The organism is Variovorax sp. YR216 (assembly GCF_900107745.1).
Taxonomy (GTDB): Bacteria; Pseudomonadota; Gammaproteobacteria; order Burkholderiales; family Burkholderiaceae_C; genus Variovorax.
Genome location: NZ_FNRO01000002.1, coordinates 521,231 through 543,054 on the forward strand (window position 1 = coordinate 521,231; position 21,824 = coordinate 543,054).

The window sequence follows — 21,824 nt, forward strand, 5'->3', positions numbered from 1 at the left end:
ACGTTGAGCCGCGCAGCGTCAAACTTCCGCTTGTGGCTGCGGATTCAACCGGTCGCAACGTCGCACGCAGCTACACCCAACGCCGGACGGCTTCGGCTGTGTCGCTCGGCTTGGTGTTGAAGCTGATTCGGGCTTGAGGGGGGGGGCAGCTCGATGCACCACGTTGATCAGTTGCTCGAAGAGAAGGAAGTAAGCGGGGATGGTCCGGATACCGGCACCGATGACCACGCAGTCGAACAGCTTTTCAGAGAGCTTCTGAGCCACTACGTCTGCAGCCGTGTCACCGAGGTCAGTCAGGCAGAGTTCTGCTTCGTACCCTAGAGCGGCAAGTCTTGCCTGGTCCGCCTGAAGCCCGGCCCGAACCTTCTCGGCGTTCATATCGGGCATCGTGCTGAAGTCAACAAAGTCCGGCTCCAACCCAATCACCAACACTTGCGTCCTCGTCATCAGATTCTCCTTGGATGCTCTGGCCGTCGAGCCGGGAACGCGACCGCCAGCGGGCCTGTGCGGGCGATGTTCACATTGTTTATCTCATGGGTCGAGGAAACGTGAACAGAGCGCCCGCAGGGCCAGCGCCAGGGTCAATCCGCGGGTGGGTCTTGTCTGGACTCGTCCCTCGTGCGGATGACCAGCGAGCGCAGTTCGTGCAGGCTGGTCAATTGTTCTTCGCTGCGGCGCTTCATCGCTTCGAGTTCGCGGATGACGCGCAGGAAGGGGTTGGGGTCTTGGGGGTGCGCGGGCGCGCAAGTAGGGTGTGCCATTGAGAGCCTCCTGAACTGCTGTTTGCAAAAATCGCAGCGCCCGCTGCTAAACGGAGGCGGCGACTCGAACGGGTTAGCAGACCGGGCAGTCCAGGAGGAGAACCGGCGAGCCTTGCGGCTCCCCGCTCGAGCCGCCAAAAAATGGGGCACGAACAACGAAGCCGCAGAACCATTCGATTCAAATGCGGCTTCTCTCCTGACGACTACTTCGAGCTGCTAAACCCGATCACGCCTTTGTGTGACGTGACGCGGCAAAGTATAGCGACGGCCTCAACTCTTGAGCGTTGCCTTCAGCGTGATCTCCGGAACGCTCGCAAGCGCTTTCGACAGCGGGCAACCGGCCTTCGCGCCGGCTGCGAGCGCCTGGAACTTCGCTTCGTCGATGCCCGGGATCACGGCTTCCAATTCAAGCTGAATGCGATCGATCTTGAAGCCCGGGCCATCCTGGGCGAGCCGCACCGCCGCCTTCGTATCGATCGACTTCGCCGTGAAGCCCGCGCCTTCGAGCGCGAACGCAAACGCCATCGTGAGACAGCCCGCATGGGCCGCGCCGAGGATTTCCTCGGGGTTGGTGCCGCGCTTGTCGTCTTCGAAGCGGCTGGCGAATCCGTAGGGGTAGTCCTTCAGTGCGCCGGTCTCGGTGCTGATCTGCCCCTTGCCGGTCTTGCCGGCGCCTTCCCAGTGAACGCTCGCGCGCTTGTCTGCTGGCATGTGAACTCCTTCGAGGTGGGTGGGTTGAACGGAGCCTGCCGTTGTACGGCAGATCGGCCGCGCCGTCTGTCAGCCGCCGGCGGTCGATTGACAAAAGATTGCATCTTTCGGAGTCGCCCATGTGACGGATTTCGGGGCTTCCCCCATGCTGCACTGCCGCGTGGCGTCGTAGGCTTCCGGGCTGTTTGGAGACCGTATGGAACGACCGCACTACAAGTTCTGGCCGCAGCGCCTGCCTCGCTCGATCACCGTCCCCGCCACCTCGTTGTGGCACAACCTCAAGACGAATGCCGAGCGCTTTCCCGACAAGCTCGCGATGGTGTTCTTCGGCAGCGAGATCACCTACCGCGAATGCGCGGCGCAGGTCGAGCGCCTGGCCGGCACCCTGCATGCCCTGGGCGTGAAGCGCGGCGACCGCGTGGTGCTCGACATGCAGAACTGTCCGCAGCTCGTGATCGCGCATTTCGCGATCCTGCGCGCCAACGCGGTCGTGGTGCCGGTCAACCCGATGAACCGGTCCGAAGAACTCAAGCACTACATCACCGACCCCGACGCCAAGGTGGCGATCACGACCGGCGACCTCGCGGCCGAGCTGGCCAAGGCCAGCAACGCGCTGGAGCCGAAGGACCGGCTCGCGCACATCATCGTGACCCAGTTCACCGACACCTTCGACGCCGAGGTGACCGGCGACGAGGCGCCGCCGCCCCAGTGGCGCGACTGGCTGCTCACGCACCATCCGCTGCCCGAACTGCAGGACGGCAGGGCGATGAGCTGGACCGACGCGATGAACGCCGGCCATGCCGCGCCGGAGCACGTGGTCGGTGCCAACGACATGGCGCTCCTGCCCTACACCAGCGGGACCACCGGCCTGCCCAAGGGCTGCATCCACAACCATTCGAGCCTGAATCACAACGCCTTCGCGGGCCAGATCTGGGGGCTGGGTTCGTCGGAGGCAGTGGTCCTCGCGGTGGTGCCGATGTTCCACATCACCGGCGTGGTGAGTGTGATGCACACCACCATCCTCATCGCTGGCACGCTGGTCATCATGCCGCGGTGGGACCGGGACATGGCGGGGCGCCTGATCTCGCGCCGCAAGGTCACGAGCTGGACCAACATCCCGACCATGGTGATCGACCTGATGGCGAGTCCCAGCTTCGCGAACTACGACCTGAGCAGCCTGAGCTACATCGGCGGCGGCGGCGCAGCGATGCCGCAGGCGGTCGCGCAGCGGCTGCTGGAGCAGTTCGGCCTCAAGTACCAGGAAGGCTACGGCCTGACCGAGACGGCCGCGCCCTCGCATGCGAATCCGTTCGAGAACCCGAAGCAGCAGTGCCTGGGCATTCCCTACATGAGCACCGACTCGCGCGTGGTCGACCCCGACACGCTGCAGGAGATGCCCATCGGTGAATCGGGCGAGATCATCACGCACGGTCCCGAGGTGTTCCAGGGCTACTGGAAGCGTCCCGACGCCACGGCGGCCGCCTTCGTCGAGTTGGAGGGTAAGCGCTTCTTCCGCTCCGGCGACATGGGCCGCATGGACGAGGACGGCTACTTCTTCATGACTGATCGCCTCAAGCGCATGATCAACGCGAGCGGCTTCAAGGTCTGGCCGGCCGAGGTCGAGCTGCTGATGTTCAAGCACCCGGCCATTCAGGAGGCCTGCGTGATCGCGATGAAGGATGCTTATCGCGGCGAATCGGTCAAGGCGGTGGTGGTGCTGCGCCCGACGCACAAGGACACGACCGAGCAGCAGATCATCGACTGGTGCCGCGAGAACATGGCGGTCTACAAGATTCCGCGTGCGGTGCAGTTCGTCGACGCGCTGCCCAAGAGCGGCAGCGGCAAGGTGATGTGGCGGCTGCTGCAGGAGGCGGAGAGCAAGGACGCCTAGAACCAAAGTTCGACGGCACGCCCCTTGGCCAGAGATGAGTTGTTGTCGCTGGCCAGCGGCGCACTAGGCGGGTGATCTCCGCGCGGCTCAGTTCGCTTGAGCATCCGAGGCACAGCAAAACAATCCCTGCATTCGCGCGTGTCATTTGGCGATCGCGAAGCGGTCCGGCACCGACCCGATCCGGGCGCTACGCGCCGATTCAGAAACTTCTCGTCGCCGGAGAGCGGTGATGTCCCTATTGTGAGTAACGCGAAATCCTCGGCTGGCTGATCGGGCCTGTGCCGACCTCAGTGGGTTTCTTCCGACTGGGGGTGCGAAATCCGAAACTCAAGGGAGGCCACAACGATGGCGACACACGGCGGAATAAGGCATAGGACTCCATTCGAGTCATGGCAGGAGGGCATAGATCGTGCCGACTCAAGGTGGGATGCCTACGACAACATCATTCGATCCACGGTCGATCAATACAACGCGCATCTGATGCGCACCACCCAGGGGTATTTCCCTCTGGACTGGAAGTTGGTCAAGGCGATGGCTTGGACGGAGACCGGCGCTGCTCGTCCCCAATGGGCCACAAAACCTCTTCAGATTGGAAATGCGGGCGACCCCGGACTTCAAGTGATGTTGCGTCGCGAAGAAGGGAGCGATCTGATCGTGCCCCCGACGATGCATGTCTCATTCATATCGGCCGCCAGTAACCCTCGGGCCAACATTGAAGCCGGTGTTGGCTACCTGCTGACCAAACTGGCAAACACTTCTATTCGAAGCGTTCCTGAGCCCAGTTCGCAGGTCTACCAGGTTACGGTCAAAGCAGGTGACAGCCTCAGCAAGATCGCCCGCTCTGAGGGCAGCACAGAAGAGTTGATGAAACAGCTGAACCCTGGCGTGCACGGGCTAACGATCGGTCAGGTGCTCAAGTGCCGGAAGGCGTCGATGCGAAGGGTGGTCACGGGCTGGAAGTTCATCAACACATCGAACATCGCGCGCTACTACAACGGTGGCGGGGACCCCAAATACCGCGAAAAGCTGGACTTCGTCCTCCGGGCATTGGAGCGCCGGAGGAAACAATGATGAGGCTCCGCACATTCCGCTTGGCAGTTTGGGCCGCTGCCACGTTGTTCTTGAGCGCCGCATCTGCCCTGTCTGTAGAGGACACGCCGTTCACTGGCAATTTTGGCGGCTCTTCCGGCAGGGTTTGCAGCGGGGGCATCCACATCAGGGCGAAGACGCTGGAGTGGATCTCCACCTACCGCATCTGCAAGTCGAGTTCCTATGATGTGGTGGAGCGGGACGCGTCGGGACAGTACCCGCGAATCGTGTTCCGCATCAAGAATCGAAGTCGCCAATGTGGCCTGGAAATTTTCGAACTGGCGCAGGCAGACGCTCACATCGGTCAATGGGAAGCTACCGCGTATCCCTCAATGGAGGCGTACCTGAAACGTGATCAGCCTGGCTGGGTCGATTCGCAGGCACCGGAGCGACAAGCCCTTTCCTGCATGATGTTCGATATGAATCGTTGAGCTTTCGAACTCAACGTACGTGGTGAGGCTGCCGGAGTTCAGGCCATGGCATGTCTTCATCGACAATCCCGCGCGTGCGTCCTTCGCATCGGATTCACCTTGACTGGCTGTTTGGAATTAGTGTGGCTTTCGTAGCATCTCGATGAGCCGCGCGAGCGCCACCGAGGGCGTCCCTTTCCAGACCAGATGCGTCCGGTTGTGCCGCACCCGTTCCGGCAGTGGATGCTGCCGGACATCCGCCGTGGCGCGCAGCGCCTTGAGCACCGACACCGGCACGATCGCGAAGCCGGTGCCTGCGGCCACGCAGGCGATCATTGCCTGGTAGGAAGAGAACTCCAGCGATCGTGACGGCGACACGCCGCCCTTGCCGAGCCACTGTTCGAGCAGGCGGCGGTACGAGCAGCCTTGCGCGAACGCGATCAGTGTCGAGTTCGCGAGGTCGCCCGGCCGCGTGACCGAGGTCACGCTGAGGGCCGTGACGAGCACCAGCTCTTCTTCGAACACCGGCAGCGATTCCACGCCGGCCGGTGAGAAGGGTTCCGACACGAACGCAGCTTCGATCTCGAAGGCATTCACCCGCTTCAGCAGCGCACCCGTGGTGCCGCTGACCAGTTCCACCACCACCCCCGGATAGAGCTTGTGAAAGCGCGACAGCACCGGCGCGAGCCGGCTGCCCGCCGTGCTTTCGAGCGAACCCAGCCGGAAGGTGCCCAGCGGCAGATCGCTGCGCAGCTCGGACTCCGCCTCGTCTGCGAGTCGCAGCAGGCGATCGGCATAGGGCAGCAGCTTGTGGCCCGCCGGGGCCAGCGCAAGCGTGCGGCCCTGCCGATGGAAGAGCTTGTGCCCGAGCCGCTCCTCGAGCTGCTGGATGCGCGTGGTGACGTTCGACTGCACGCGGTTGAGCTTGTCCGCCGCGCGGATCACGCCGCCTTCCGCCACGACGGTGCGGAAGATCTCTAGGGAGTCCAGGTCGATGGTTCTCATAAGAAGAATGATCGTTCTGAATAATTCATTTGTGGGTGACTCGCATTCTGCGTCTAATGACATGCCATGTCGAACCCCACCCTCACCATGTCGCGGCCTTCCTATCTGTCCGTCTGCGTCGCCGGTCTGCTGGCGCTGGCGATCGCGATGGGCATCGGCCGATTCGCCTTCACCCCGATGCTGCCGTTGATGATCCGCACCGGCAGCCTCGACGTGGCAGCCGGTGGCTGGCTGGCGGCGGCCAACTACGCGGGCTATCTGCTGGGTGCGCTGACCACGGCGCGCCTGCCGCTCACGCCGCAGCGCGTGGGGCTGGTGTCGCTTGCGGTCATCGTGATTTCTACCGCGGCGATGGGTTGGTCCGGCTCGGTCGCGTTCTGGCTGGTGCTGCGCTTCGTCGCGGGCGCCGCGAGTGCGTGGGCATTGGTGAGCACCAGCGTCTGGTGCCTTGCTTGGCTGGCGCGGCTGGACCGGCCCTCGGGCGCCGGCCTCCTTTATGCGGGCGTCGGCGTGGGCATCGCGCTCGCGGGGCTCTATTGCTGGCGCGCCGGTGCGGCAGGTGCGTCGCCGGACAGCCTCTGGGCGCAGCTCGGCATCCTTGCGCTGGTGGGGCTCCTGGTCGTCGCGGCGCTGATGCCGCGCGACGGGGTGGCAGCCGCCGCCGCGCCGCGTGCGGGCGATGGTGCGACCGCACCGGGCGCCGTGTCGTGGGGGCTGGTGCTCAGCTACGGCATTCTCGGCTTCGGCTACATCCTGCCGGCGACCTTCCTGCCGGTGCTGGCGCGCGCGGTGGTCGACGATCCTTCGGTCTTCGGTGCCGCATGGCCGATCTTCGGCGCCGCGGCCGCGGGCTCGACGCTGCTCGCGGCGGCGGTGCTCGGCCACATCTCGCGGCGGCGCGTGCTTGCGGGAAGCCACGCGCTGATGGCGCTGGGGTGCCTGCTGCCGGTGGTCCACCTTTCCGCGCTCACGGTGCTTGCCGCAGCGCTGCTGGTCGGCGGCACTTTCATGGTCGCGACCATGGCCGGCATGCAGGAGGCGAGGGCGAGCACCCTCGGCGATCCGACACGCGCGCTCGGCAGAATGACCGCCGCGTTCGCCATCGGCCAGATGGCCGGCCCGATCCTGTCGTCCGCCCTGAGCGGGTCGTCACAGGGCTTTGGCGGGCTCTTCATTGCCCTGACGGTCGGCGCGGTCGCGCTGCTGGGCAGCGCGGCATGGCTGATGCGCGAACCGCGAGCGATTGCTTGAACGAAAGGAACCCCAACGTGCTTCAACAAGGCCACACCCAACCCTGGGCCGAGCGCCTGCCGATGCCTTCGGCCGAATCGATGACGGATGCGCAGCGTGCGGCCGCGCAGGCGCTGATCGACGGACCCCGCAAGGCGGTGTTCGGCCCCTTCATTCCGCTATTGCAAAGCCCGGTGCTCATGGAGCGCATCGGCAGCCTCGGCGAATACCTGCGCTTCGACAGCCCGCTGGACGCCCGCGTGCGCGAGCTCGTCACCTGCGCGGTGGCGAGGCATGTCGGCAATCAGTTCGAATGGGTCGTGCATGCCACGGCCGCGGTCAAGGCCGGGGTCAGCGCCGATGCGATCGAGGCCCTGCGCCTCGGCCGCCGGGCCGCGCCGCTGGCTGAAGACGAACAGCTCGCGCTCGATTTCGCGCAGGAGCTACTGCACAGCCACGGCGTGAGCGAGCCCACGTACGCCGCGGCGGAATCGCGCTTCGGGAAGTCGGCCGTGGTCGATCTCGGTGCCCTCGTCGGCTACTTCACCATGGTCTGCTGGGTGATGAACGTGGCCCACACGCCGGTGAAGCCGGCGGAAGGCCAGCCGGGGCTCGATGCCTTCCCGCTCTAGATTAAAGATCAGTTACAGGTCAGCTTTTCGCCCGCTTCGGCGACACAATCCGCGCTGCGCGGACAGGGTCCGTGAAACGACCCTTCGATCCGCACATGTTCGATAAAGGCTTCTTCCCGCGTCAGGCGGTCGCGTCTGGCGGCAACCGCTGGGACTGGGCGCTTCTGCCCCTGGTGCTCGCGACGCTGTTCGCGCTGGCCTATGGCGGCGCGCAGATGGCGCGCCCCTACGAGCTGGGCCAGCCGCTGCCGATCAGCCTCGAGCCGTGGATGCTGCCGTACTACCTGCTGCGCACCACGCTGCGGATGTTCCTCGCGCTGGGCGCATCGCTGGTGTTTGCCTGCGTGTTCGCGGTGCTCGCGACCCGCTACCGGATCGCGGAGAAGATCCTGGTGCCGATGCTGGACATCCTCCAGTCGATTCCCATCCTCGGCTTTCTGTCGATCACCGTCACCGGTTTCATCGCGCTGTTTCCGGGCAACCTGCTCGGCGTGGAATGCGCGGCGATCTTCGCGATCTTCACCTCGCAGGCGTGGAACATGGCGTTCAGCCTGTACCAATCGCTGCGCACGGTGCCGCCGGAACTGCGCGAGGCAGCGTCGGTGTTCCAGCTCTCGCCGTGGCATCGCTTCTGGCGGCTCGAGCTGCCCTTCGCGGCGCCGGGGCTGCTGTGGAACATGATGATGTCGATGTCCGGCGGCTGGTTCTTCGTGGTCGCTTCGGAAGCGATCTCGGTGTCGAACCAGAACATCAAGCTGCCGGGTGTCGGCTCGTACATCGCGATGGCGATCGAGGCGCGCGACCTCGGCGCGATCGGCTGGGCCATCGGCGGGATGCTGATCGGCATCACGCTGTACGACCAGCTCTTCTTCCGTCCGCTGATCGCATGGGCCGACAAGTTCCGCTTCGAGGAAGGCAGCACGGAAGAGGCGCCGCGTTCGTGGCTGCTGACGTGGCTGCGTCGCACGGACCGCATCAAGCGCATCATCATCGGCGCGATGCGGCCGTTCGAACGGGCGCTGGTGCTGTTCCGGCGCGATTTCGACGGCACCTCGATCAAGGCCCGTCCGCGTCCGCCCGATCCGGCGGTGACGCGCGTCTGGGACGCCACCATCGCGGCCGCGGTGCTGCTGGCGGTGGTGTGGCTCGTGCGCTTCATCCATACCGAAGTCGGCTGGTCCGAGGTGGTGCATGTCTTCGTCCTGGGCTTCTACACGATGGTGCGCGTGCTGGTGCTGATCGCGCTGGCGGCGCTGGTGTGGGTGCCGATCGGCGTGTGGATCGGCATGAATCCGCGCTGGGCCGGACGTCTGCAGGGGGTCGCGCAGTTCCTTGCGGCCTTTCCGGCGAACCTGATGTTCCCGGTGGCGGTGCTGTTCATCGTGCGCTGGCAGCTCAACCCCAACATCTGGCTCGCGCCGCTGATGGTGCTGGGCACGCAGTGGTATCTCCTCTTCAACGTGATCGCGGGCGCGTCGACCATCCCGACCGAGCTGCGCTACGCGGCGGAGAACCTCGGGCTCACCGGCTGGCTTAAGTGGCGGCGCTATCTGCTTCCGGCGGTGTTCCCGAGCTTCGTCACCGGCGCGATCACCGCGAGCGGCGGGTCCTGGAACGCGAGCATCGTCGCCGAGTACGTGACGTGGGGCGACACCACCCTGCAGGCGGCGGGCCTGGGCAGCTACATCGCACACATGACCGCGATCGGCGACTTTCCGCGCATCGCGCTCGGCATCGGGGTGATGTGCGTGTTCGTCATGGGCATGAACCATTTCGTCTGGCGCAAGCTCTATGAGCGAGCGGAGACCAGGGTCTGAAATCGAGAGGAAAGCGCATGGCCGAAGCCATCATCGAACTCAAGGGCGTGGGCAAGTCCTTCCGCTCGGCCGACGGCGCGCCGCGCGCGGTGCTCGAAGGCGTGGATTTCCGGCTGGCCGAAGGCGAGATCGTGGCGCTGCTCGGCCAGTCCGGCTCGGGCAAGTCGACGCTGCTGCGCATCCTGGCCGGCCTCATCGGCGTGGACGCGGGCAGCGTGAGCTATCGCGGCCAGCCGCTCTACGCGCCGGCGCGCGGCATCGCGATGGTGTTCCAGTCGTTCGCGCTGTTTCCGTGGCTCACCGTGCAGCAGAACGTCGAGCTCGGTCTGGAGGCACGCGGCATCGCGGCGGATGAGCGCGCCCGTCGCGCGAGCACGGCGATCGACCTCATCGGACTCGCCGGCTTCGAGGGCGCCTTGCCGCGCGAACTCTCGGGCGGCATGCGGCAGCGCGTGGGCATCGCGCGTGCATTGGTGATCGAGCCCGAGGTGCTGCTGATGGACGAGGCGTTCTCCGCGCTCGACGTGCTGACCGGCGAGCGCCTGCGCGACGACATCCTGCAGCTCTGGGGCAGCGGCGCGATGCCGACCAAGGCGATGCTCATCGTCTCGCACAACATCGAGGAAGCGGTGCTGATGGCCGACCGCATCCTGATCTTCGCGGCCGATCCGGGGCGGGTGCGCGTCGAGCTGCCGATCCATCTGCCGCGGCCGCGCGATGCGGACAGCCTCGAGGTGCGCGCCTTGGTCGACGAGGCGTATGCGCTGATGACGGAGCGTGCGCCTGCCGCCGGCCGTGCCGCCGAGGAGCCGGCGCGCATGCATCTGGGTGATCGGCTGCCCGAAGCGGACATCGGCCGCATGGAGGCACTGCTGGAAATGCTGGTCGACGACGACCGGGATGGACGCGCCGACCTGCCGCAGCTCGCCGAGGAAACCGAACTCGCCGACCATGACCTGCTGCCGCTCGCGCAGGCGCTTGCACTGCTGGGTTTCGCCAAGCTGGCGGATGGAGACCTGCATCTCTCCGAGCTGGGCAGGCGGTACGTCGCGGGCACGCACACGCTCCGGCAGCAGTTGCTGGGTCAGCAGCTGCTGGCGCACGTGCCGCTGGCCGCGCATATCCGCCACAGTCTGGAGCAGGCGCCTTCAGGCGAGCTGCCACAGGAGCCGTTCCTCGAATTGCTGAAGGAAAGCCTCGACGAACCCACGGCAGAGCGCGTGCTGCGTACCGCGATCGAATGGGGCCGCTACGGCGAGGTGTTCGAGTACGACCTGCGCACCGGCCTCATCCACCTGCCGGTAGGCGAGGAGGAAACCGAAGAACCGTCGGCGGGACCGGGCTGACGCTCAGGGCTTGCGAGCGTCGCGTGTTTCCAGTGCAAGGATCGCATCGGCCAGCCGCTCGATGCCTTGCTCGGAGAGATCGTCGGATTCGACGCGCTGCCGGTCGGCCCACGTCGCGAAGTGCTGCGCTTGCGAGCGCGCGTAGTGCGGGTCGTAGTGCAGGGCCATCAGTTCCGCGAAGAGCGGGGCAAGTTCGCAGCCGCGCGCCCAGGCCTGCCAGCGCTGCACGGTTTCCTTGCCCTGCAGCTCCTTGAGCAGGCCGAGCTGCGTCGCCAGGGCCTCGCCGTCGTCACCGAGGTAGGCGTAGTCGCGCAGCAGGTAGGCGAGACGCGCCTCGGGCGTCGCGGCGATCTCGATGCACGGGCTCGCACGCATGCGCGCCACCAGGGGAATCGGCACGGCGATGCGCCCGATGCGCGGGCTTTCGCCTTCCACGTAGAGCGGGCGGGCGAGATCGATGCCATCGAGCACCTGCGCGATGCAGGTTTCGAAGGCTTTTTGCGAAGGCTGGGGCGTTCCCGGGAGCGCGCCGAGCAGCGAGCCCTTGTGCCTGGCGAATCCTTCGAGATCGAGCATCTGCGCCCCGCGCGTGGCGAGTGCCTGCAGGACGCGGGTCTTCGCGCTGCCCGTTGCGCCGCACAGCACGCGCAGCGGCAGGCGAGGGGAGAGTGCCTCGATCTGCTCGATCACGTGTTGGCGAAAGCGCTTGTAGCCGCCGGAGAGCTGCTGCGCATCCCAGCCGACGAGTCGCAGCCACGTCACCATCGAGCCGCTGCGCATGCCGCCGCGCCAGCAGTACACGAGCGGCTTCCAGTTCGACGGCCGGTCGGCGAAGCGCTCGCGCAGATGCTTCGCGAGATTGGCCGCCACCATCGCGCCGCCGACCCGCCGCGCCTCGAACGCGCCCTGCTGCTTGTAGAGTGTGCCGACGATGCGGCGCTCCTCGTCGTCGAGGACCGGGCAGTTGATGGCGCCAGGAATGTGGTCCAGCGCGAACTCGGCCGGCGAGCGTGCGTCGATGAGGGTGTCGAACGCGGGCAGATCGGCCACACGGACAGGGGAGCGGTTCATGGTCTATTCAGGCGGTGGCGGACGGCGCGCAAAACTCACGGACTTGGCACAATGCCGGGCAGTTCCGGAGGCCTCGAAAAATCACCCACATGAAACTGATTGTCCTCACGGCGTTTTCGCACGGTGGCGGCTACGAGGCTGCACCGGTCTTCAATCGGAGATTCTGGCACGCGCGCCAAGCGTGCCGTCCGGCGGGGCACGAGGCCGGATCCGCAGTTCAAGAAATGGAGCTTCCATGATTCATCGTGCCGGCGCGGGCCTCGCATGCCTGTTGATCGCGCTGTCTTCTAACGCCGCAAAGGCGCAGGAGGCGCAGCAGCAGCCGCAGCAGTTGCAGCCACAAGAATCACCGGCTGCACGCTTCGACGGCAAGCCCTACTGGGAACTGGTGATCGGCCCGTTCGCGGTGCACTGGAGCAACGAGAGCGAGCACAAGCACGTCTATCTGCTGGGCATCGAGGGCAGCCTGCCCGGGGCGCCGCAGTGGTCCCACGCCGATGGAACCATCTGGGGTTTCTCGGCGTTCAACAACTCGTTCGGTCAACCCTCGGCCTATGCGTACTACGGCTACCGCTGGGACAACCTGTTCGGCTATCCGTCGCTCTACTTGAAGCTGACCGGCGGGGTCCTCTACGGCTACAAGGGCGAGTACGAGAACAAGGTGCCCTTCAATCACGATGGCTTCGGGCTGGGGATCATTCCCGGCATCGGCTATCGGATCACGCCGTTCGACGCAGTGCAGGTCAACATGCTCGGCGCCGCCGGCCTGATCTTCACGTACAACCGCCGGTTCTGATGCGTGTTGCGAAGCCGACGAAAATCTTTCCGCGCGACTCCGGGCATGCACGATTTCAAGCTATACTGCGAGGCTTCGCAAAACGCGAAACAACGCGGGAATAGCTCAGTTGGTAGAGCGCAACCTTGCCAAGGTTGAGGTCGCGAGTTCGAGTCTCGTTTCCCGCTCCATTCAAAAAAAGAGGCTTCGGCCTCTTTTTTTCGTCTCCGCTTTTCACGAAAAGCGCATCACCCCATCGTCCACCGCGCCGAATCGCAGCGTCACGAGGTCGGCGAGGTAGTTCTGGTTCAGCTTCCACGGCTTCTTCGTGCCTTGCTTGGGCAACTGGTCCATCACGCGCTGGAAGTAGCCCGACGAGAAGTCGACCCACGGGTGCAGCGTCATGGCTCCGTCGTCCGCGCGAGGCACGCATTGCCGTGCGCCAGTCTGCTTCATGTGATTGAGCAGCCGGCAGACGAAGATGGCGGCGAGGTCGGCCTTCAGTGTCCACGACGCGTTCGTGTAGCCGAAGATGCTGGCGAAGTTCGGCACGCCAGCGAACAGCACCCCCTTGTAGTTGACCAGTTCGGCCGGGGCGAGCTTGCGTCCATCCACACGCATCTCGAGGCCACCGACCAGCTTCAGCTTCAGGCCGGTGGCGGTCACGACGAGGTCCGCGGGCAGCTCCGCCCCGCTCGCAAGCCGCAGGCCGGTCTCGGTGAAGGATTCGATCGTGTCGGTGACGACGCTGGCGCGTCCTTTTCGGATGGCCTTGAAGAGGTCGCCGTCGGGCACGAAGCACAGGCGCTGCTCCCACGGGTTGTAGCTTGGCGTGAAGTGCCTGTCGATGTCGTAGTCGGGACCGAGCTGCCGTCTCACCAGCTTCAGCAGCGTCGCCTTCGCGAATGCCGGCCTGCGCCTGCACAGCTTGAAGATCCCCACGGAAAGCAGCACGTTCTTCCAGCGCGTCAAGGCATGCGAAGCCCCGTCCCCGACGTGGCGCCGCAGCCATCGGGCGATCGGGTCCACCGTCGGAAGGCTCAGCACGTAGGACGGTGAGCGCTGCAGCATCGTCACGTGCGCAGCGGTCCTGGCGAGTTCCGGCACCAGTGTGACGGCCGTCGCCCCGCTGCCGATCACGACGACGCGCTTGCCGGCATGGTCGATGTCGTCCGTCCAGTGTTGGGGATGCACCACGCGGCCGCCGAAGCGTTCGAGTCCCGGAAAGGCGGGCGTGTAGCCTTCCGCGTAGTCGTAGTAGCCGCTGCACACCAGCAGGAAGCCACATCGCAGGACGATGCGTTCGCCGGAATCGCATTCGGCCTCGACGGTCCACCGCGCATCGGCCGATGACCAGCTCGCCGAACGCACGCGGTGGCGATAGCGGATCAGGCGATCGACGCCGGTCTCGCGTGCGGTCGCTTGCAGGTATTCGAGGATGGAGCGCCCATCGGCGATGGAACGCGCATCCGTCCACGGACGGAACGAATAGCCCAGGGTATGCATGTCCGAGTCCGACCGCACGCCTGGATAGCGGAAGAGGTCCCAGGTGCCACCCAGCGCGTCGCGCGCTTCGAGGATGACCACGCTGAGTTCGGGGCAGTGCCGCTGCAGGTGGGCGGCCGCACCGATGCCGGACAACCCGGCGCCGACGATCAGCACGTCGACGAAGTCACCGGCCATGAGGCCCGTCAGGCTTTGGACTGGCCGCCCTGCCGGTTGCCACCAAGCGCATAGACGACCGGCTTTTCGTCCGGAAGCTTCGGCGTCCCTGCACCTTCACCCAGCGGCACGTGCGACGTCCCGTAGACCTCGCGCTCCAATCGCTTGGCGCGTTCCGCATACATGCGGGCGAGGGCGCCGTGGTGCTCCGCGGCGGCCTGGTGCTCGATGCGGGCCAGGTTGGCCTCTTCGAGCAGGGTCATGATGCGACGAAGATGACCGTTTCGATGGGGCTGGAAGATGTTGAACATCGGTTCCTCCGAATACGTGAGCCTGCAAGGAAGCAGTTGTAACGTGATTCGCCGATCTCGTGCATGTCAGCCGGATTCCACGATTGAGGTAGGCCGCCCGGCCAGTGACTCAGCGGTGGACAAAGAAGTAGAGTGGAAGGATTGCCTACATCTCGTCGATCGGGGTGCTGCGCGTGCCACCCTGCGCCGCCAGCGAGTAGCGCTCGCGCGTCTTCACGTAGAAGCTCGCGCCGAAACGCCCCACCGGGAAGTAGTGCTGCAGCCGCACGCGCCAGGTCTCGGTGTCGATCAGTTCGTCGCGGGCGTGCATCCAGCGCACCTGGCCGATGAAGATCTGCCGGCTGTCGGTTTCCAGCGTTTCCCACAGCGTGCATTCGAAGGCAACCGGCGCCTCCGCGATGCGCGGCGGCTTCACGGCGCGGCTCGGCAGCGCGGTGAATCGAACCACGTCGAGCTCGCTCACATGCGGCGGATGCCGATCGCCGCAGCGGTGCATCTGCTCGGCAATGTCCTCGTCCGCGAGGTGGACGACGAATTCGCCGGTACGCACGATGTTGGCCGCCGTATCCTTGAGAGCGTTGTCCTGAAGGCGGTTCACGCTGATCATCACGATGGGTGGCTCTTCGCCGAGCATGTTGAACATGCTGAACGGCGCCGCGTTGACCACGCCGTCCACGCCGATCGTCGTGACAAGCGCGATCGGGCGCGGCACGATCAGGCTTGCCATCAACTTGTAGCGCTGGTACTCGGTGAGCTGCGAGAAATCAACGTCCATGATGATTTTTGAAAAGTGAGAGAGGAGCATTCCACCATGCCCCAGTACGACGACCCAGCAGAATTCAGGCCAGCACGCGAATCCTCGATGTGGATCCCGGTGGTGGTCATCGTGGCGGTACTCGTCGCCGCGTTCGGCTGGTGGCGCTGGTCGCAGCAAAAGGAGGCACCGCCCGAGGCCCCGCCCACCGCGACCGCGCCCCAACCCCAGGCAGTGCCCGCCGACGTGCCCCCGCAGCCGCCGGTCGCGACGGGGCCGCAGAACCCGATGGACAACCTCGCGGAGCCCGAGAAGTCGCTGCCTGCGCTGAATGATGCCGACTCGCACGTGACGAGCGCACTCAACGATCTGCTCGGCCGCAAGAATGTCATGTCCTTCCTGCAGCTCGACGGCTTCGTGCGCCGCGCGGTCGCGACCGTCGACAACCTGCCGCGCGAGCATGCGACCGCGCGCGTGTGGCCGGTGCTGCCGACACCGCAGCGTTTCGCGGTCCAGGGCAACGGCGAAGTGAAGACGATCAGCCCCGACAACGGTGCGCGCTACACGCCCTTCGTGCTCTTCGTCGAATCGATCGACCCTGCGCGCGCGGTGGCGCTCTATGCGCGTCTCTATCCGCTGTTCCAGGAAGCCTTTGAGGAGCTCGGCTATCCGAACCGCTACTTCAATGATCGATTGGTGGCGGTGCTCGACCATCTGCTGAAGACGCCCGAGCCCACTGGGCCGATCCAGGTCAAGATCACCGAAGTGAAGGGCGAGATGCCGCTGGCGAACCCCTGGACGCGCTACGAATTCGTCGATCCGCAGCTCGAGGCGCTCTCGGCGGGGCAGAAGCTCCTGATCCGCATGGGGCCGGTAAACGAGCGGCGCATGAAGGCCCGGCTCTCCGAACTGCGCCGCCTTGTCGCGACCGGGACGATGGCGAAGAAGTGACCTACCCGACGGTAGGAACGCGAGTCTCCTAGGCGACGCGATCTCGGGAGAAACCTTAGTCGGCGTGGCGCAGCACGCTTCCACAATGGGCCGCTTCGATACAGCCCCGGCGCATCCTCGGCGCGCACGGGACAGCCGAGGAACCCAGTGGAACTGTTTTTTCAGCAACTTCTCAACGGCCTCACCATCGGCGGCGTCTACAGCCTCGTGGCCCTGGGGCTGACACTCGTCTACGGCATCCTGCACGTGCCGAATTTCGCGCACGGCGCGTTCTACATGTCGGGCGCGTTCGCCGGCTACTACCTGATGGCCAAGCTCGGCCTGAACTACTGGGTCGCGATGGCCGGCGCGGCGGTGGTGGTCGCGGTGATCTCGATGCTCGCCCAGCGGCTGGTGTTCCATCCGCTGCGCAACGCGCCGGAGCTGCACGACATGATCGCGGCCATCGGCATCCTGCTGTTTCTCGAAGCCGGCGCGCAGGCGCTCTTCGGCGCGGATTTCCATCGCATGCCGACGCCCTATGGGCAGGTGGTCGAGATCTTCGGCCTCACCGCGCCGCTGCAGCGCCTCTTGATCATCGCGGGCGCGTTCGGGCTGATGGTGCTGCTGCATCTGTTCCTCAACCACACCGTAATCGGCTCGACCATCATCGCGATGGCGCAGAACCGTGATGGCGCAGCGCTGGTGGGCATCGACGCATCCCGCGTCACGCTGCTGGTGTTCGCGATCTCGGGCGCGCTGGCTGCGATCGCTGCAGTGCTCTACGCACCCATCAACCTGGTCTATCCGGCGATGGGCAATCTGGTCATCACCAAGGCCTTCGTGATCATCATCCTCGGCGGCATGGGCAGCTTCCCGGGCGCGATCGTCGGCGGGCTGATCATCGGCATGGCCGAGAGCTTCGGCGGCTTCTACGTGTCCACCGACTACAAGGACATCATCGCGTTCGTGCTGCTGGTGGTGATCCTTTCCTTCCGCCCGCAGGGGCTGTTCACCATGAGGGGAGCCCGCTGATGCGCCTGCTCGAAGGAAAGGCCGGCTGGGCACTGCTCGCCGCGCTGGCGCTGGCGTTCCCGCTCGTCGCGCCGAACAACTACCTGATCTCGGTGGCGACGCTGGCCTTCATCATGGCCATCGCTGCGCTGGGGCTGAACCTCATCACCGGCTACACGGGCCAGTTCAACCTCGCGCACGGGGCCTTCATGGCGATCGGCGCGTACACGGTCGGCATCCTGACGGTCGATCACCAGGTGCCGTTCTGGATCGCCTTCGCGCTTGCGGGCGTGGTGACCGGCGTGCTGGGCTATTTCATCGGCCTGCTGTCGCTGCGGCTGCGCGGCCACTACTTCTCGATCTTCACGCTGTGCGTGAGCTACATCCTCTTCCTGCTCATCGAGAAGTGGGAAAGCCTCACGCACGGGCCGGTCGGCATCATGGGCATTCCCGCGCCGACAGGCATCGGGCCGGTGCGCTTCGACACGCCGCTCGCGCAGTACTACCTGGTGCTGGCCTTTCTCGCGCTGGGGATCTGGGTGATGGCGCGCATCGTGCGCTCGCTGCTCGGACGCAGCTTCATGGCGGTGCGCAACAGCGACGATCTCGCGGAGGCGCTGGGCATCGACCTGATGCGCACCAAGACGCTGTCCTTCGTGCTGTCGGTGATCTATGCGGGCTTCGCCGGTGCTCTCTATGCGGGGCAGGTGCGATTTCTGGGGCCGGATCTCGCGAGCGAGGCCGTGACCTTCGACCTGATCATGTTCGTGCTGGTCGGCGGCGTGGGCACGCTGCTGGGGCCGCTGGTCGGCACCTTCCTTGTCACGGCGCTGACGCAGAGCCTGCAGTTCCTGCAGGACTACCGCATGGTCGTCTTCGGCCCGCTGCTGGTGGCGCTGATCATCTTCCTGCCGGATGGCATCGTCGGCACCTGGCTCAAGCGTCGCGCGCGTCGCGCGGATGCGGTTCAGGGCGAAGGCCGGGCGCAGGTCGCCGTGACGGAGGCGAAGTCCCATGCTTGAGATTGACCAACTGACGAAGCAGTTCTTCGGGCTCACAGCGGTCGATTCGGTGACCACGCGCTTCGAGCGCGGCCAAGTGAGCGCCATCATCGGCCCGAACGGCGCAGGCAAGACCACCTTCTTCAACCTTGTCGCCGGCACGCACAAGCCGACGTCGGGCCGCATCACCTTCAAGGGCCAGGACGTCACGGGCATGCGGCCCGACCATGTGGCGCGGCTCGGCATTGCGCGCACCTTCCAGACCACGCACCTGTTCGACAACGCGAGCGTGCTCGACAACCTGATCGTCGGCCATCGCCTGCGCACCCGCTCGGGCCTGTGGGACGTGCTCGCCAACTCGAAGCGGCTGCAGGAGGAAGAGCGCCTGTGCCGCGAGAAGGCGCGCGAGGCGCTCGATTTCGTCGGTGCCTCGCACATCGCCAACCGCATCGCGGCCGACATCACGCAGGAGGAGCGCAAGCGCGTGGCCTTCGCGCTCGCGCTCGCGACCGATCCGGAACTGCTGCTGCTCGACGAACCCGCGGGCGGCGTGAATCCGGAGGAGACCGTCGGCCTTGCGGCGCTGATCCGCAAGCTGGTGGACCACGGCAAGACCGTGTGCCTGATCGAACACAAGATGGACATGATCATGCGGCTGGCCGACAAGATCGTCGTGCTCAACAACGGCGCGAAGATCGCCGAAGGAACGCCCGCCGAGATCCGCCGCGATCCGCATGTGATCGAGGCCTACCTGGGGACGGACCATGTTGCGGTTTGAGAACGTCGACCTGCATTACGGCAGCTTTCGCGCGCTGAGCGGCGTGTCGCTGCACGCAGCGCCTGGCGAGCTGGTGGTGCTGCTCGGTGCGAACGGCGCGGGCAAGACATCGATCTTCATGGCGGCGAGCGGCATCCAGAAGCCGAGCGCGGGCAGCATCCGCTTCGGCGATCGCGAGCTCATCGGCCAGCGCCCCGCGCAGATCGTCGCGTCGGGCCTCGTGCATTGCCCCGAGGGGCGCAAGCTGTTCCCGATGATGTCGGTGCGCAAGAACCTCACGCTGGGCGCTTATGTGCATCGCCGCGACAAGGCCGGCATCCAGCGCTCCATCGACGAGGTGTTCAGCCTGTTCCCGATCCTCGAGAAGAAGCAGGACCATCCGGCCGGTTCGCTCTCCGGCGGCCAGCAGCAGATGGTCGCCATCGGCCGCGCGCTGCTCGGCCGGCCCAAGCTGCTGCTGCTCGACGAACCGTCGCTCGGGCTCGCGCCGCTGATCGTCAAGCAGGTGTTCGAAGTGATCCAGCGCATCAACCAGGCCGGCACCACGGTGCTGCTGGCGGAGCAGAACGCGTACTCGGCGCTGGCGATCGCCCATCGCGCCTACGTCATCGAGCGCGGCCACATCACGCTCGAAGGCGACCGCGATTCGCTGCTCAACAACGAAGCCGTGCGCGCTGCGTACATCGGCGGATGACATGACGCGCACCCTCTATCAATCAACCACAAGGAGATACCTGATGCAGAGACATTCATCGACCCGTCGCCGCTTCGCGTTGCTGCCCACCGCGCTGGCGCTTCTGGGTGCGTTCGGAGCCGGTTCGGCTCTTGCGCAGGACACCGTGAAGATCGGCTTCACCGGCCCCCTGAGCGGCGGTGCGGCGCTCTACGGCAAGAACGTGGTCAACGGCATCGAGATGGCGATCAAGGAGATCAACGCCGCCGGCCTCGAGGTCGGCGGCAAGAAGGTCAAGCTCGAACTCGTGGCGCTGGACGACAAGTACTCGCCCGCCGATGCCGCGATCAACGCGCGCCGCCTCGCGCAGCAGCACCAGGCGCCGGTGGTGTTCGTGCCGCACTCGGGCGGCATCTATGCGATGCAGGCCTTCAACGAGCAGGAAAAGTTCATCGTGATGGCGTACTCCAGCACGCCGAAGATCACCGAGACGGGCAACAAGCTCACCATCCGCATTCCGCCGACCTTCAATTCCTACATCGAGCCCTTCACGCGCTACGAGATGAAGAAGTTCGGCAAGAAGGTCGGCATGCTGCCGGGCGACCATGAGTACGCGAAGAACTGGACGCAGCTCTTCGGCCCCGCATGGGAGAAGGCCGGCGGCACGATCGCGTCGAACAACCCGATGTCCTACAACCGTTCGGCGGACTTCTACAGCGGCGTGAGCCGCGTGCTCGCCGAGAAGCCCGACGTGCTCTTCGTCGGCGGCCCCTCGGAGCCGACGGCGCTGGTGGTCAAGCAGGCGCGCGAACTGGGCTTCAAGGGCGGCTTCCTGATCATGGATCAGGCCAAGCTCGACGAGATGGCGAAGGTCACCGATGGATTGGGGCCGCTCGAAGGCTCGATCGGCGTGCTGCCGGTGTCGTACGACGAGCGCGTCGGTCCCAAGACATTCGCGGCGGCCTATCGCAAGGCGTATGGCGCCGACAAGGACCCGACCACCGAGTCTTCGTACAACTACGCGATGACGCACGCCGTGGCCGCCGCGATGAAGCTGGCCGGCACCACGTCAGACGCGACAGCCATCCGCGCCAAGATGGGCGAGGCGATCGGCAAGCTGCCTAAGGAAACGAACGCCGGCGAGTTCAAGGGCGTCGATGCGGTCGGCGGCACGGTGGTCGATCCCTTGGTCGCAACGGTCGAGGGCGGCAAGATCAGGCCGGTGAATCTCAGCGACCTGATGAAGTAAGCGCTGCAGGCGGCGGCCGGGCTGGTCGAACAGGCCAGCCCCCGCACGAGCAGCAGCCTGCGTTCGCTCCGAGCCCTCGCGCCGCGCTGCGGTGCTCAGTTGCAGACGGTCGTGGTGCCGACCGGACGGCAGGTCCTGCCGTCGATGCTGCGGTAGCGGTCAAGCTGACCAGTGTTGCGATCCCAATGGTTGCCCTGTACGTCCTTGCAGGTGCGGTCGCCGCATTTGGTGATCCGGGGGCGCATGTCGCGTGGGCGGTTCGGCGGGCGGTTGACGCCGGGGCTGTAGTAGCCGTCGTCGATCCACATCGGGTCTTCGCCGCGATCGCTCCAGCGCGATTCGTCGGACCGGCCGGTGTTGTTGCCGGTGCGGCGGCCGTCGATGATGATCGGGCCTGCGGGTGCCTGCGGCGGCGCCGCGACGACGCTCGAATCGGGTTCCGGCGGGGTGCTCCGGACGGGGGCCGGCTGCCGATCCCCGCCCACGATCGAGATGGGGTCCGTCGTGGTCACGCTCGCTACCTTGTGCGCGCCGCGCGGGCATGTGCCGTCCGTGTAGCTCACGTTGCCCGCCCCATCGGCGCAGCGGATCACCTCGGCGCCGGCGGGGGGGCCGAAGGTCGCGAGAGCAGCCGCAAGGATCAGCGATGCACGCATGGAGAGCATTGTCCTCCTCGATCAAGAGAGCGCGCACTCGCAGTGGTTGATTGCAACT

Annotated in this window: 23 protein-coding genes and 1 tRNA gene; 15 read left to right on the forward strand and 9 right to left on the reverse strand. The window is 65.7% G+C overall.

Features of this window, described 5'->3' with window-relative positions:
- Positions 1-18 precede the first annotated feature (18 nt).
- From BLW05_RS07315 to BLW05_RS07325, 3 genes are all read right to left on the reverse strand, one after another.
- A complete protein-coding gene (locus BLW05_RS07315) occupies positions 19-447 on the reverse strand; it encodes a hypothetical protein (RefSeq protein ID WP_218135152.1) in 429 nt (142 codons plus the stop codon).
- A gap of 134 nt (positions 448-581) precedes the next feature.
- On the reverse strand, positions 582-761 hold the full coding sequence (locus BLW05_RS07320) for a hypothetical protein (protein WP_093161429.1): 180 nt from the start codon (positions 759-761) through the stop codon (positions 582-584).
- A gap of 270 nt (positions 762-1,031) precedes the next feature.
- Positions 1,032-1,472: an OsmC family protein gene (locus tag BLW05_RS07325; protein ID WP_093161431.1), complete on the reverse strand. Its 441-nt coding sequence runs from the start codon at positions 1,470-1,472 to the stop codon at positions 1,032-1,034.
- Positions 1,473-1,668: 196 nt separating this feature from the next.
- Here BLW05_RS07325 and BLW05_RS07330 point away from each other — a divergent pair, with 196 nt between their 5' ends.
- The 3 genes from BLW05_RS07330 (at position 1,669) to BLW05_RS07340 (ending at position 4,883) form a co-directional block, all read left to right on the forward strand.
- On the forward strand, positions 1,669-3,363 hold the full coding sequence (locus BLW05_RS07330; protein WP_093161432.1) for a long-chain fatty acid--CoA ligase: 1,695 nt from the start codon (positions 1,669-1,671) through the stop codon (positions 3,361-3,363).
- 480 nt (positions 3,364-3,843) lie between these two features.
- Positions 3,844-4,434 carry a LysM peptidoglycan-binding domain-containing protein gene (locus BLW05_RS07335; protein WP_256330093.1) on the forward strand — a complete coding sequence of 197 codons (591 nt, stop codon included), beginning with the start codon at positions 3,844-3,846 and terminating at the stop codon, positions 4,432-4,434.
- The gene (locus BLW05_RS07340) at positions 4,434-4,883 is read left to right on the forward strand and encodes a hypothetical protein (RefSeq protein WP_143044789.1); all 450 of its coding nucleotides are present in this window, start codon (positions 4,434-4,436) and stop codon (positions 4,881-4,883) included. The genes BLW05_RS07335 and BLW05_RS07340 overlap by 1 nt, the downstream gene beginning before the upstream one ends.
- A 117-nt stretch (positions 4,884-5,000) precedes the next feature.
- Here BLW05_RS07340 and BLW05_RS07345 read toward each other — a convergent pair whose 3' ends face one another.
- On the reverse strand, positions 5,001-5,867 hold the full coding sequence (locus tag BLW05_RS07345) for a LysR family transcriptional regulator (protein WP_093161437.1): 867 nt from the start codon (positions 5,865-5,867) through the stop codon (positions 5,001-5,003).
- A gap of 66 nt (positions 5,868-5,933) precedes the next feature.
- Here BLW05_RS07345 and BLW05_RS07350 point away from each other — a divergent pair, with 66 nt between their 5' ends.
- The 4 genes from BLW05_RS07350 to BLW05_RS07365 all read left to right on the forward strand — a co-directional run bounded on the left by BLW05_RS07350 (position 5,934) and on the right by BLW05_RS07365 (position 10,892).
- Entirely contained in the window at positions 5,934-7,118 is a 1,185-nt protein-coding gene (locus BLW05_RS07350) for a YbfB/YjiJ family MFS transporter (protein ID WP_093161438.1), read from the forward strand.
- 17 nt (positions 7,119-7,135) lie between these two features.
- Complete coding sequence (locus BLW05_RS07355) at positions 7,136-7,729, forward strand: carboxymuconolactone decarboxylase family protein (protein WP_256330094.1); 594 nt, start codon at positions 7,136-7,138, stop codon at positions 7,727-7,729.
- A 95-nt stretch (positions 7,730-7,824) separates the two neighbouring features.
- Entirely contained in the window at positions 7,825-9,546 is a 1,722-nt protein-coding gene (locus BLW05_RS07360; RefSeq protein WP_093161441.1) for an ABC transporter permease, read from the forward strand.
- A gap of 17 nt (positions 9,547-9,563) precedes the next feature.
- On the forward strand, positions 9,564-10,892 hold the full coding sequence (locus tag BLW05_RS07365) for an ABC transporter ATP-binding protein (RefSeq protein WP_093161442.1): 1,329 nt from the start codon (positions 9,564-9,566) through the stop codon (positions 10,890-10,892).
- Between the two features lie 3 nt (positions 10,893-10,895).
- Here the strand turns inward: BLW05_RS07365 and mnmH are convergent, their stop codons facing one another.
- Positions 10,896-11,963, reverse strand: a complete 1,068-nt coding sequence (gene mnmH / locus BLW05_RS07370; protein WP_093161444.1) for a tRNA 2-selenouridine(34) synthase MnmH — start codon at positions 11,961-11,963, stop codon at positions 10,896-10,898.
- A 235-nt stretch (positions 11,964-12,198) separates the two neighbouring features.
- On the opposite strand from mnmH, the gene BLW05_RS07375 reads away from it, so the two are divergent.
- Positions 12,199-12,759, forward strand: coding sequence for a hypothetical protein (locus BLW05_RS07375; RefSeq protein ID WP_093161445.1), 561 nt, complete (start codon positions 12,199-12,201; stop codon positions 12,757-12,759).
- A 94-nt stretch (positions 12,760-12,853) separates the two neighbouring features.
- A tRNA-Gly gene (locus BLW05_RS07380) sits at positions 12,854-12,929 on the forward strand.
- A gap of 43 nt (positions 12,930-12,972) precedes the next feature.
- Here the strand turns inward: BLW05_RS07380 and BLW05_RS07385 are convergent.
- The 3 genes from BLW05_RS07385 to BLW05_RS07395 form a co-directional block, all read right to left on the reverse strand.
- A complete protein-coding gene (locus BLW05_RS07385; protein WP_093161447.1) occupies positions 12,973-14,421 on the reverse strand; it encodes a flavin-containing monooxygenase in 1,449 nt (482 codons plus the stop codon).
- A gap of 8 nt (positions 14,422-14,429) precedes the next feature.
- Positions 14,430-14,711, reverse strand: a complete 282-nt coding sequence (locus tag BLW05_RS07390; protein WP_093161448.1) for a hypothetical protein — start codon at positions 14,709-14,711, stop codon at positions 14,430-14,432.
- A 145-nt stretch (positions 14,712-14,856) separates the two neighbouring features.
- Positions 14,857-15,486, reverse strand: coding sequence for a flavin reductase family protein (locus BLW05_RS07395; protein ID WP_093161450.1), 630 nt, complete (start codon positions 15,484-15,486; stop codon positions 14,857-14,859).
- 36 nt (positions 15,487-15,522) lie between these two features.
- Between BLW05_RS07395 and BLW05_RS07400 the strand changes: the two genes are divergently transcribed.
- From BLW05_RS07400 to BLW05_RS07425, 6 genes are all read left to right on the forward strand, one after another.
- On the forward strand, positions 15,523-16,416 hold the full coding sequence (locus BLW05_RS07400; protein ID WP_093161451.1) for a DUF3014 domain-containing protein: 894 nt from the start codon (positions 15,523-15,525) through the stop codon (positions 16,414-16,416).
- 147 nt (positions 16,417-16,563) lie between these two features.
- A complete protein-coding gene (locus BLW05_RS07405) occupies positions 16,564-17,430 on the forward strand; it encodes a branched-chain amino acid ABC transporter permease (RefSeq protein ID WP_093161452.1) in 867 nt (288 codons plus the stop codon).
- Positions 17,430-18,431: a branched-chain amino acid ABC transporter permease gene (locus BLW05_RS07410; RefSeq protein ID WP_093161453.1), complete on the forward strand. Its 1,002-nt coding sequence runs from the start codon at positions 17,430-17,432 to the stop codon at positions 18,429-18,431. The genes BLW05_RS07405 and BLW05_RS07410 overlap by 1 nt, the downstream gene beginning before the upstream one ends.
- Entirely contained in the window at positions 18,424-19,188 is a 765-nt protein-coding gene (locus BLW05_RS07415) for an ABC transporter ATP-binding protein (protein ID WP_093161455.1), read from the forward strand. Before BLW05_RS07410 ends, BLW05_RS07415 begins: the two co-directional genes overlap by 8 nt.
- On the forward strand, positions 19,175-19,882 hold the full coding sequence (locus BLW05_RS07420; RefSeq protein ID WP_093161456.1) for an ABC transporter ATP-binding protein: 708 nt from the start codon (positions 19,175-19,177) through the stop codon (positions 19,880-19,882). Before BLW05_RS07415 ends, BLW05_RS07420 begins: the two co-directional genes overlap by 14 nt.
- Positions 19,883-19,925: 43 nt before the next feature.
- Positions 19,926-21,110, forward strand: coding sequence for an ABC transporter substrate-binding protein (locus tag BLW05_RS07425; RefSeq protein ID WP_093161458.1), 1,185 nt, complete (start codon positions 19,926-19,928; stop codon positions 21,108-21,110).
- Positions 21,111-21,205: 95 nt separating this feature from the next.
- On the opposite strand, the gene BLW05_RS07430 is transcribed toward BLW05_RS07425, so the two are convergent.
- Entirely contained in the window at positions 21,206-21,766 is a 561-nt protein-coding gene (locus BLW05_RS07430; protein WP_143044790.1) for a DUF4124 domain-containing protein, read from the reverse strand.
- Positions 21,767-21,824 lie beyond the last annotated feature (58 nt).

Coding starts and splice junctions, on each gene's coding strand:
- BLW05_RS07315 (WP_218135152.1), bottom strand. CDS start 447: ATGACGAGGACGCAAGTGTTGGTGATTGGGTTGGAGCCGGACTTTGTT.
- BLW05_RS07320 (WP_093161429.1), bottom strand. CDS start 761: ATGGCACACCCTACTTGCGCGCCCGCGCACCCCCAAGACCCCAACCCC.
- BLW05_RS07325 (WP_093161431.1), bottom strand. CDS start 1,472: ATGCCAGCAGACAAGCGCGCGAGCGTTCACTGGGAAGGCGCCGGCAAG.
- BLW05_RS07330 (WP_093161432.1), top strand. CDS start 1,669: ATGGAACGACCGCACTACAAGTTCTGGCCGCAGCGCCTGCCTCGCTCG.
- BLW05_RS07335 (WP_256330093.1), top strand. CDS start 3,844: ATGCGCACCACCCAGGGGTATTTCCCTCTGGACTGGAAGTTGGTCAAG.
- BLW05_RS07340 (WP_143044789.1), top strand. CDS start 4,434: ATGAGGCTCCGCACATTCCGCTTGGCAGTTTGGGCCGCTGCCACGTTG.
- BLW05_RS07345 (WP_093161437.1), bottom strand. CDS start 5,867: ATGAGAACCATCGACCTGGACTCCCTAGAGATCTTCCGCACCGTCGTG.
- BLW05_RS07350 (WP_093161438.1), top strand. CDS start 5,934: ATGTCGAACCCCACCCTCACCATGTCGCGGCCTTCCTATCTGTCCGTC.
- BLW05_RS07360 (WP_093161441.1), top strand. CDS start 7,825: ATGTTCGATAAAGGCTTCTTCCCGCGTCAGGCGGTCGCGTCTGGCGGC.
- BLW05_RS07365 (WP_093161442.1), top strand. CDS start 9,564: ATGGCCGAAGCCATCATCGAACTCAAGGGCGTGGGCAAGTCCTTCCGC.
- mnmH (WP_093161444.1), bottom strand. CDS start 11,963: ATGAACCGCTCCCCTGTCCGTGTGGCCGATCTGCCCGCGTTCGACACC.
- BLW05_RS07375 (WP_093161445.1), top strand. CDS start 12,199: ATGATTCATCGTGCCGGCGCGGGCCTCGCATGCCTGTTGATCGCGCTG.
- BLW05_RS07385 (WP_093161447.1), bottom strand. CDS start 14,421: ATGGCCGGTGACTTCGTCGACGTGCTGATCGTCGGCGCCGGGTTGTCC.
- BLW05_RS07390 (WP_093161448.1), bottom strand. CDS start 14,711: ATGTTCAACATCTTCCAGCCCCATCGAAACGGTCATCTTCGTCGCATC.
- BLW05_RS07395 (WP_093161450.1), bottom strand. CDS start 15,486: ATGGACGTTGATTTCTCGCAGCTCACCGAGTACCAGCGCTACAAGTTG.
- BLW05_RS07400 (WP_093161451.1), top strand. CDS start 15,523: ATGCCCCAGTACGACGACCCAGCAGAATTCAGGCCAGCACGCGAATCC.
- BLW05_RS07410 (WP_093161453.1), top strand. CDS start 17,430: ATGCGCCTGCTCGAAGGAAAGGCCGGCTGGGCACTGCTCGCCGCGCTG.
- BLW05_RS07415 (WP_093161455.1), top strand. CDS start 18,424: ATGCTTGAGATTGACCAACTGACGAAGCAGTTCTTCGGGCTCACAGCG.
- BLW05_RS07420 (WP_093161456.1), top strand. CDS start 19,175: ATGTTGCGGTTTGAGAACGTCGACCTGCATTACGGCAGCTTTCGCGCG.
- BLW05_RS07425 (WP_093161458.1), top strand. CDS start 19,926: ATGCAGAGACATTCATCGACCCGTCGCCGCTTCGCGTTGCTGCCCACC.
- BLW05_RS07430 (WP_143044790.1), bottom strand. CDS start 21,766: ATGCGTGCATCGCTGATCCTTGCGGCTGCTCTCGCGACCTTCGGCCCC.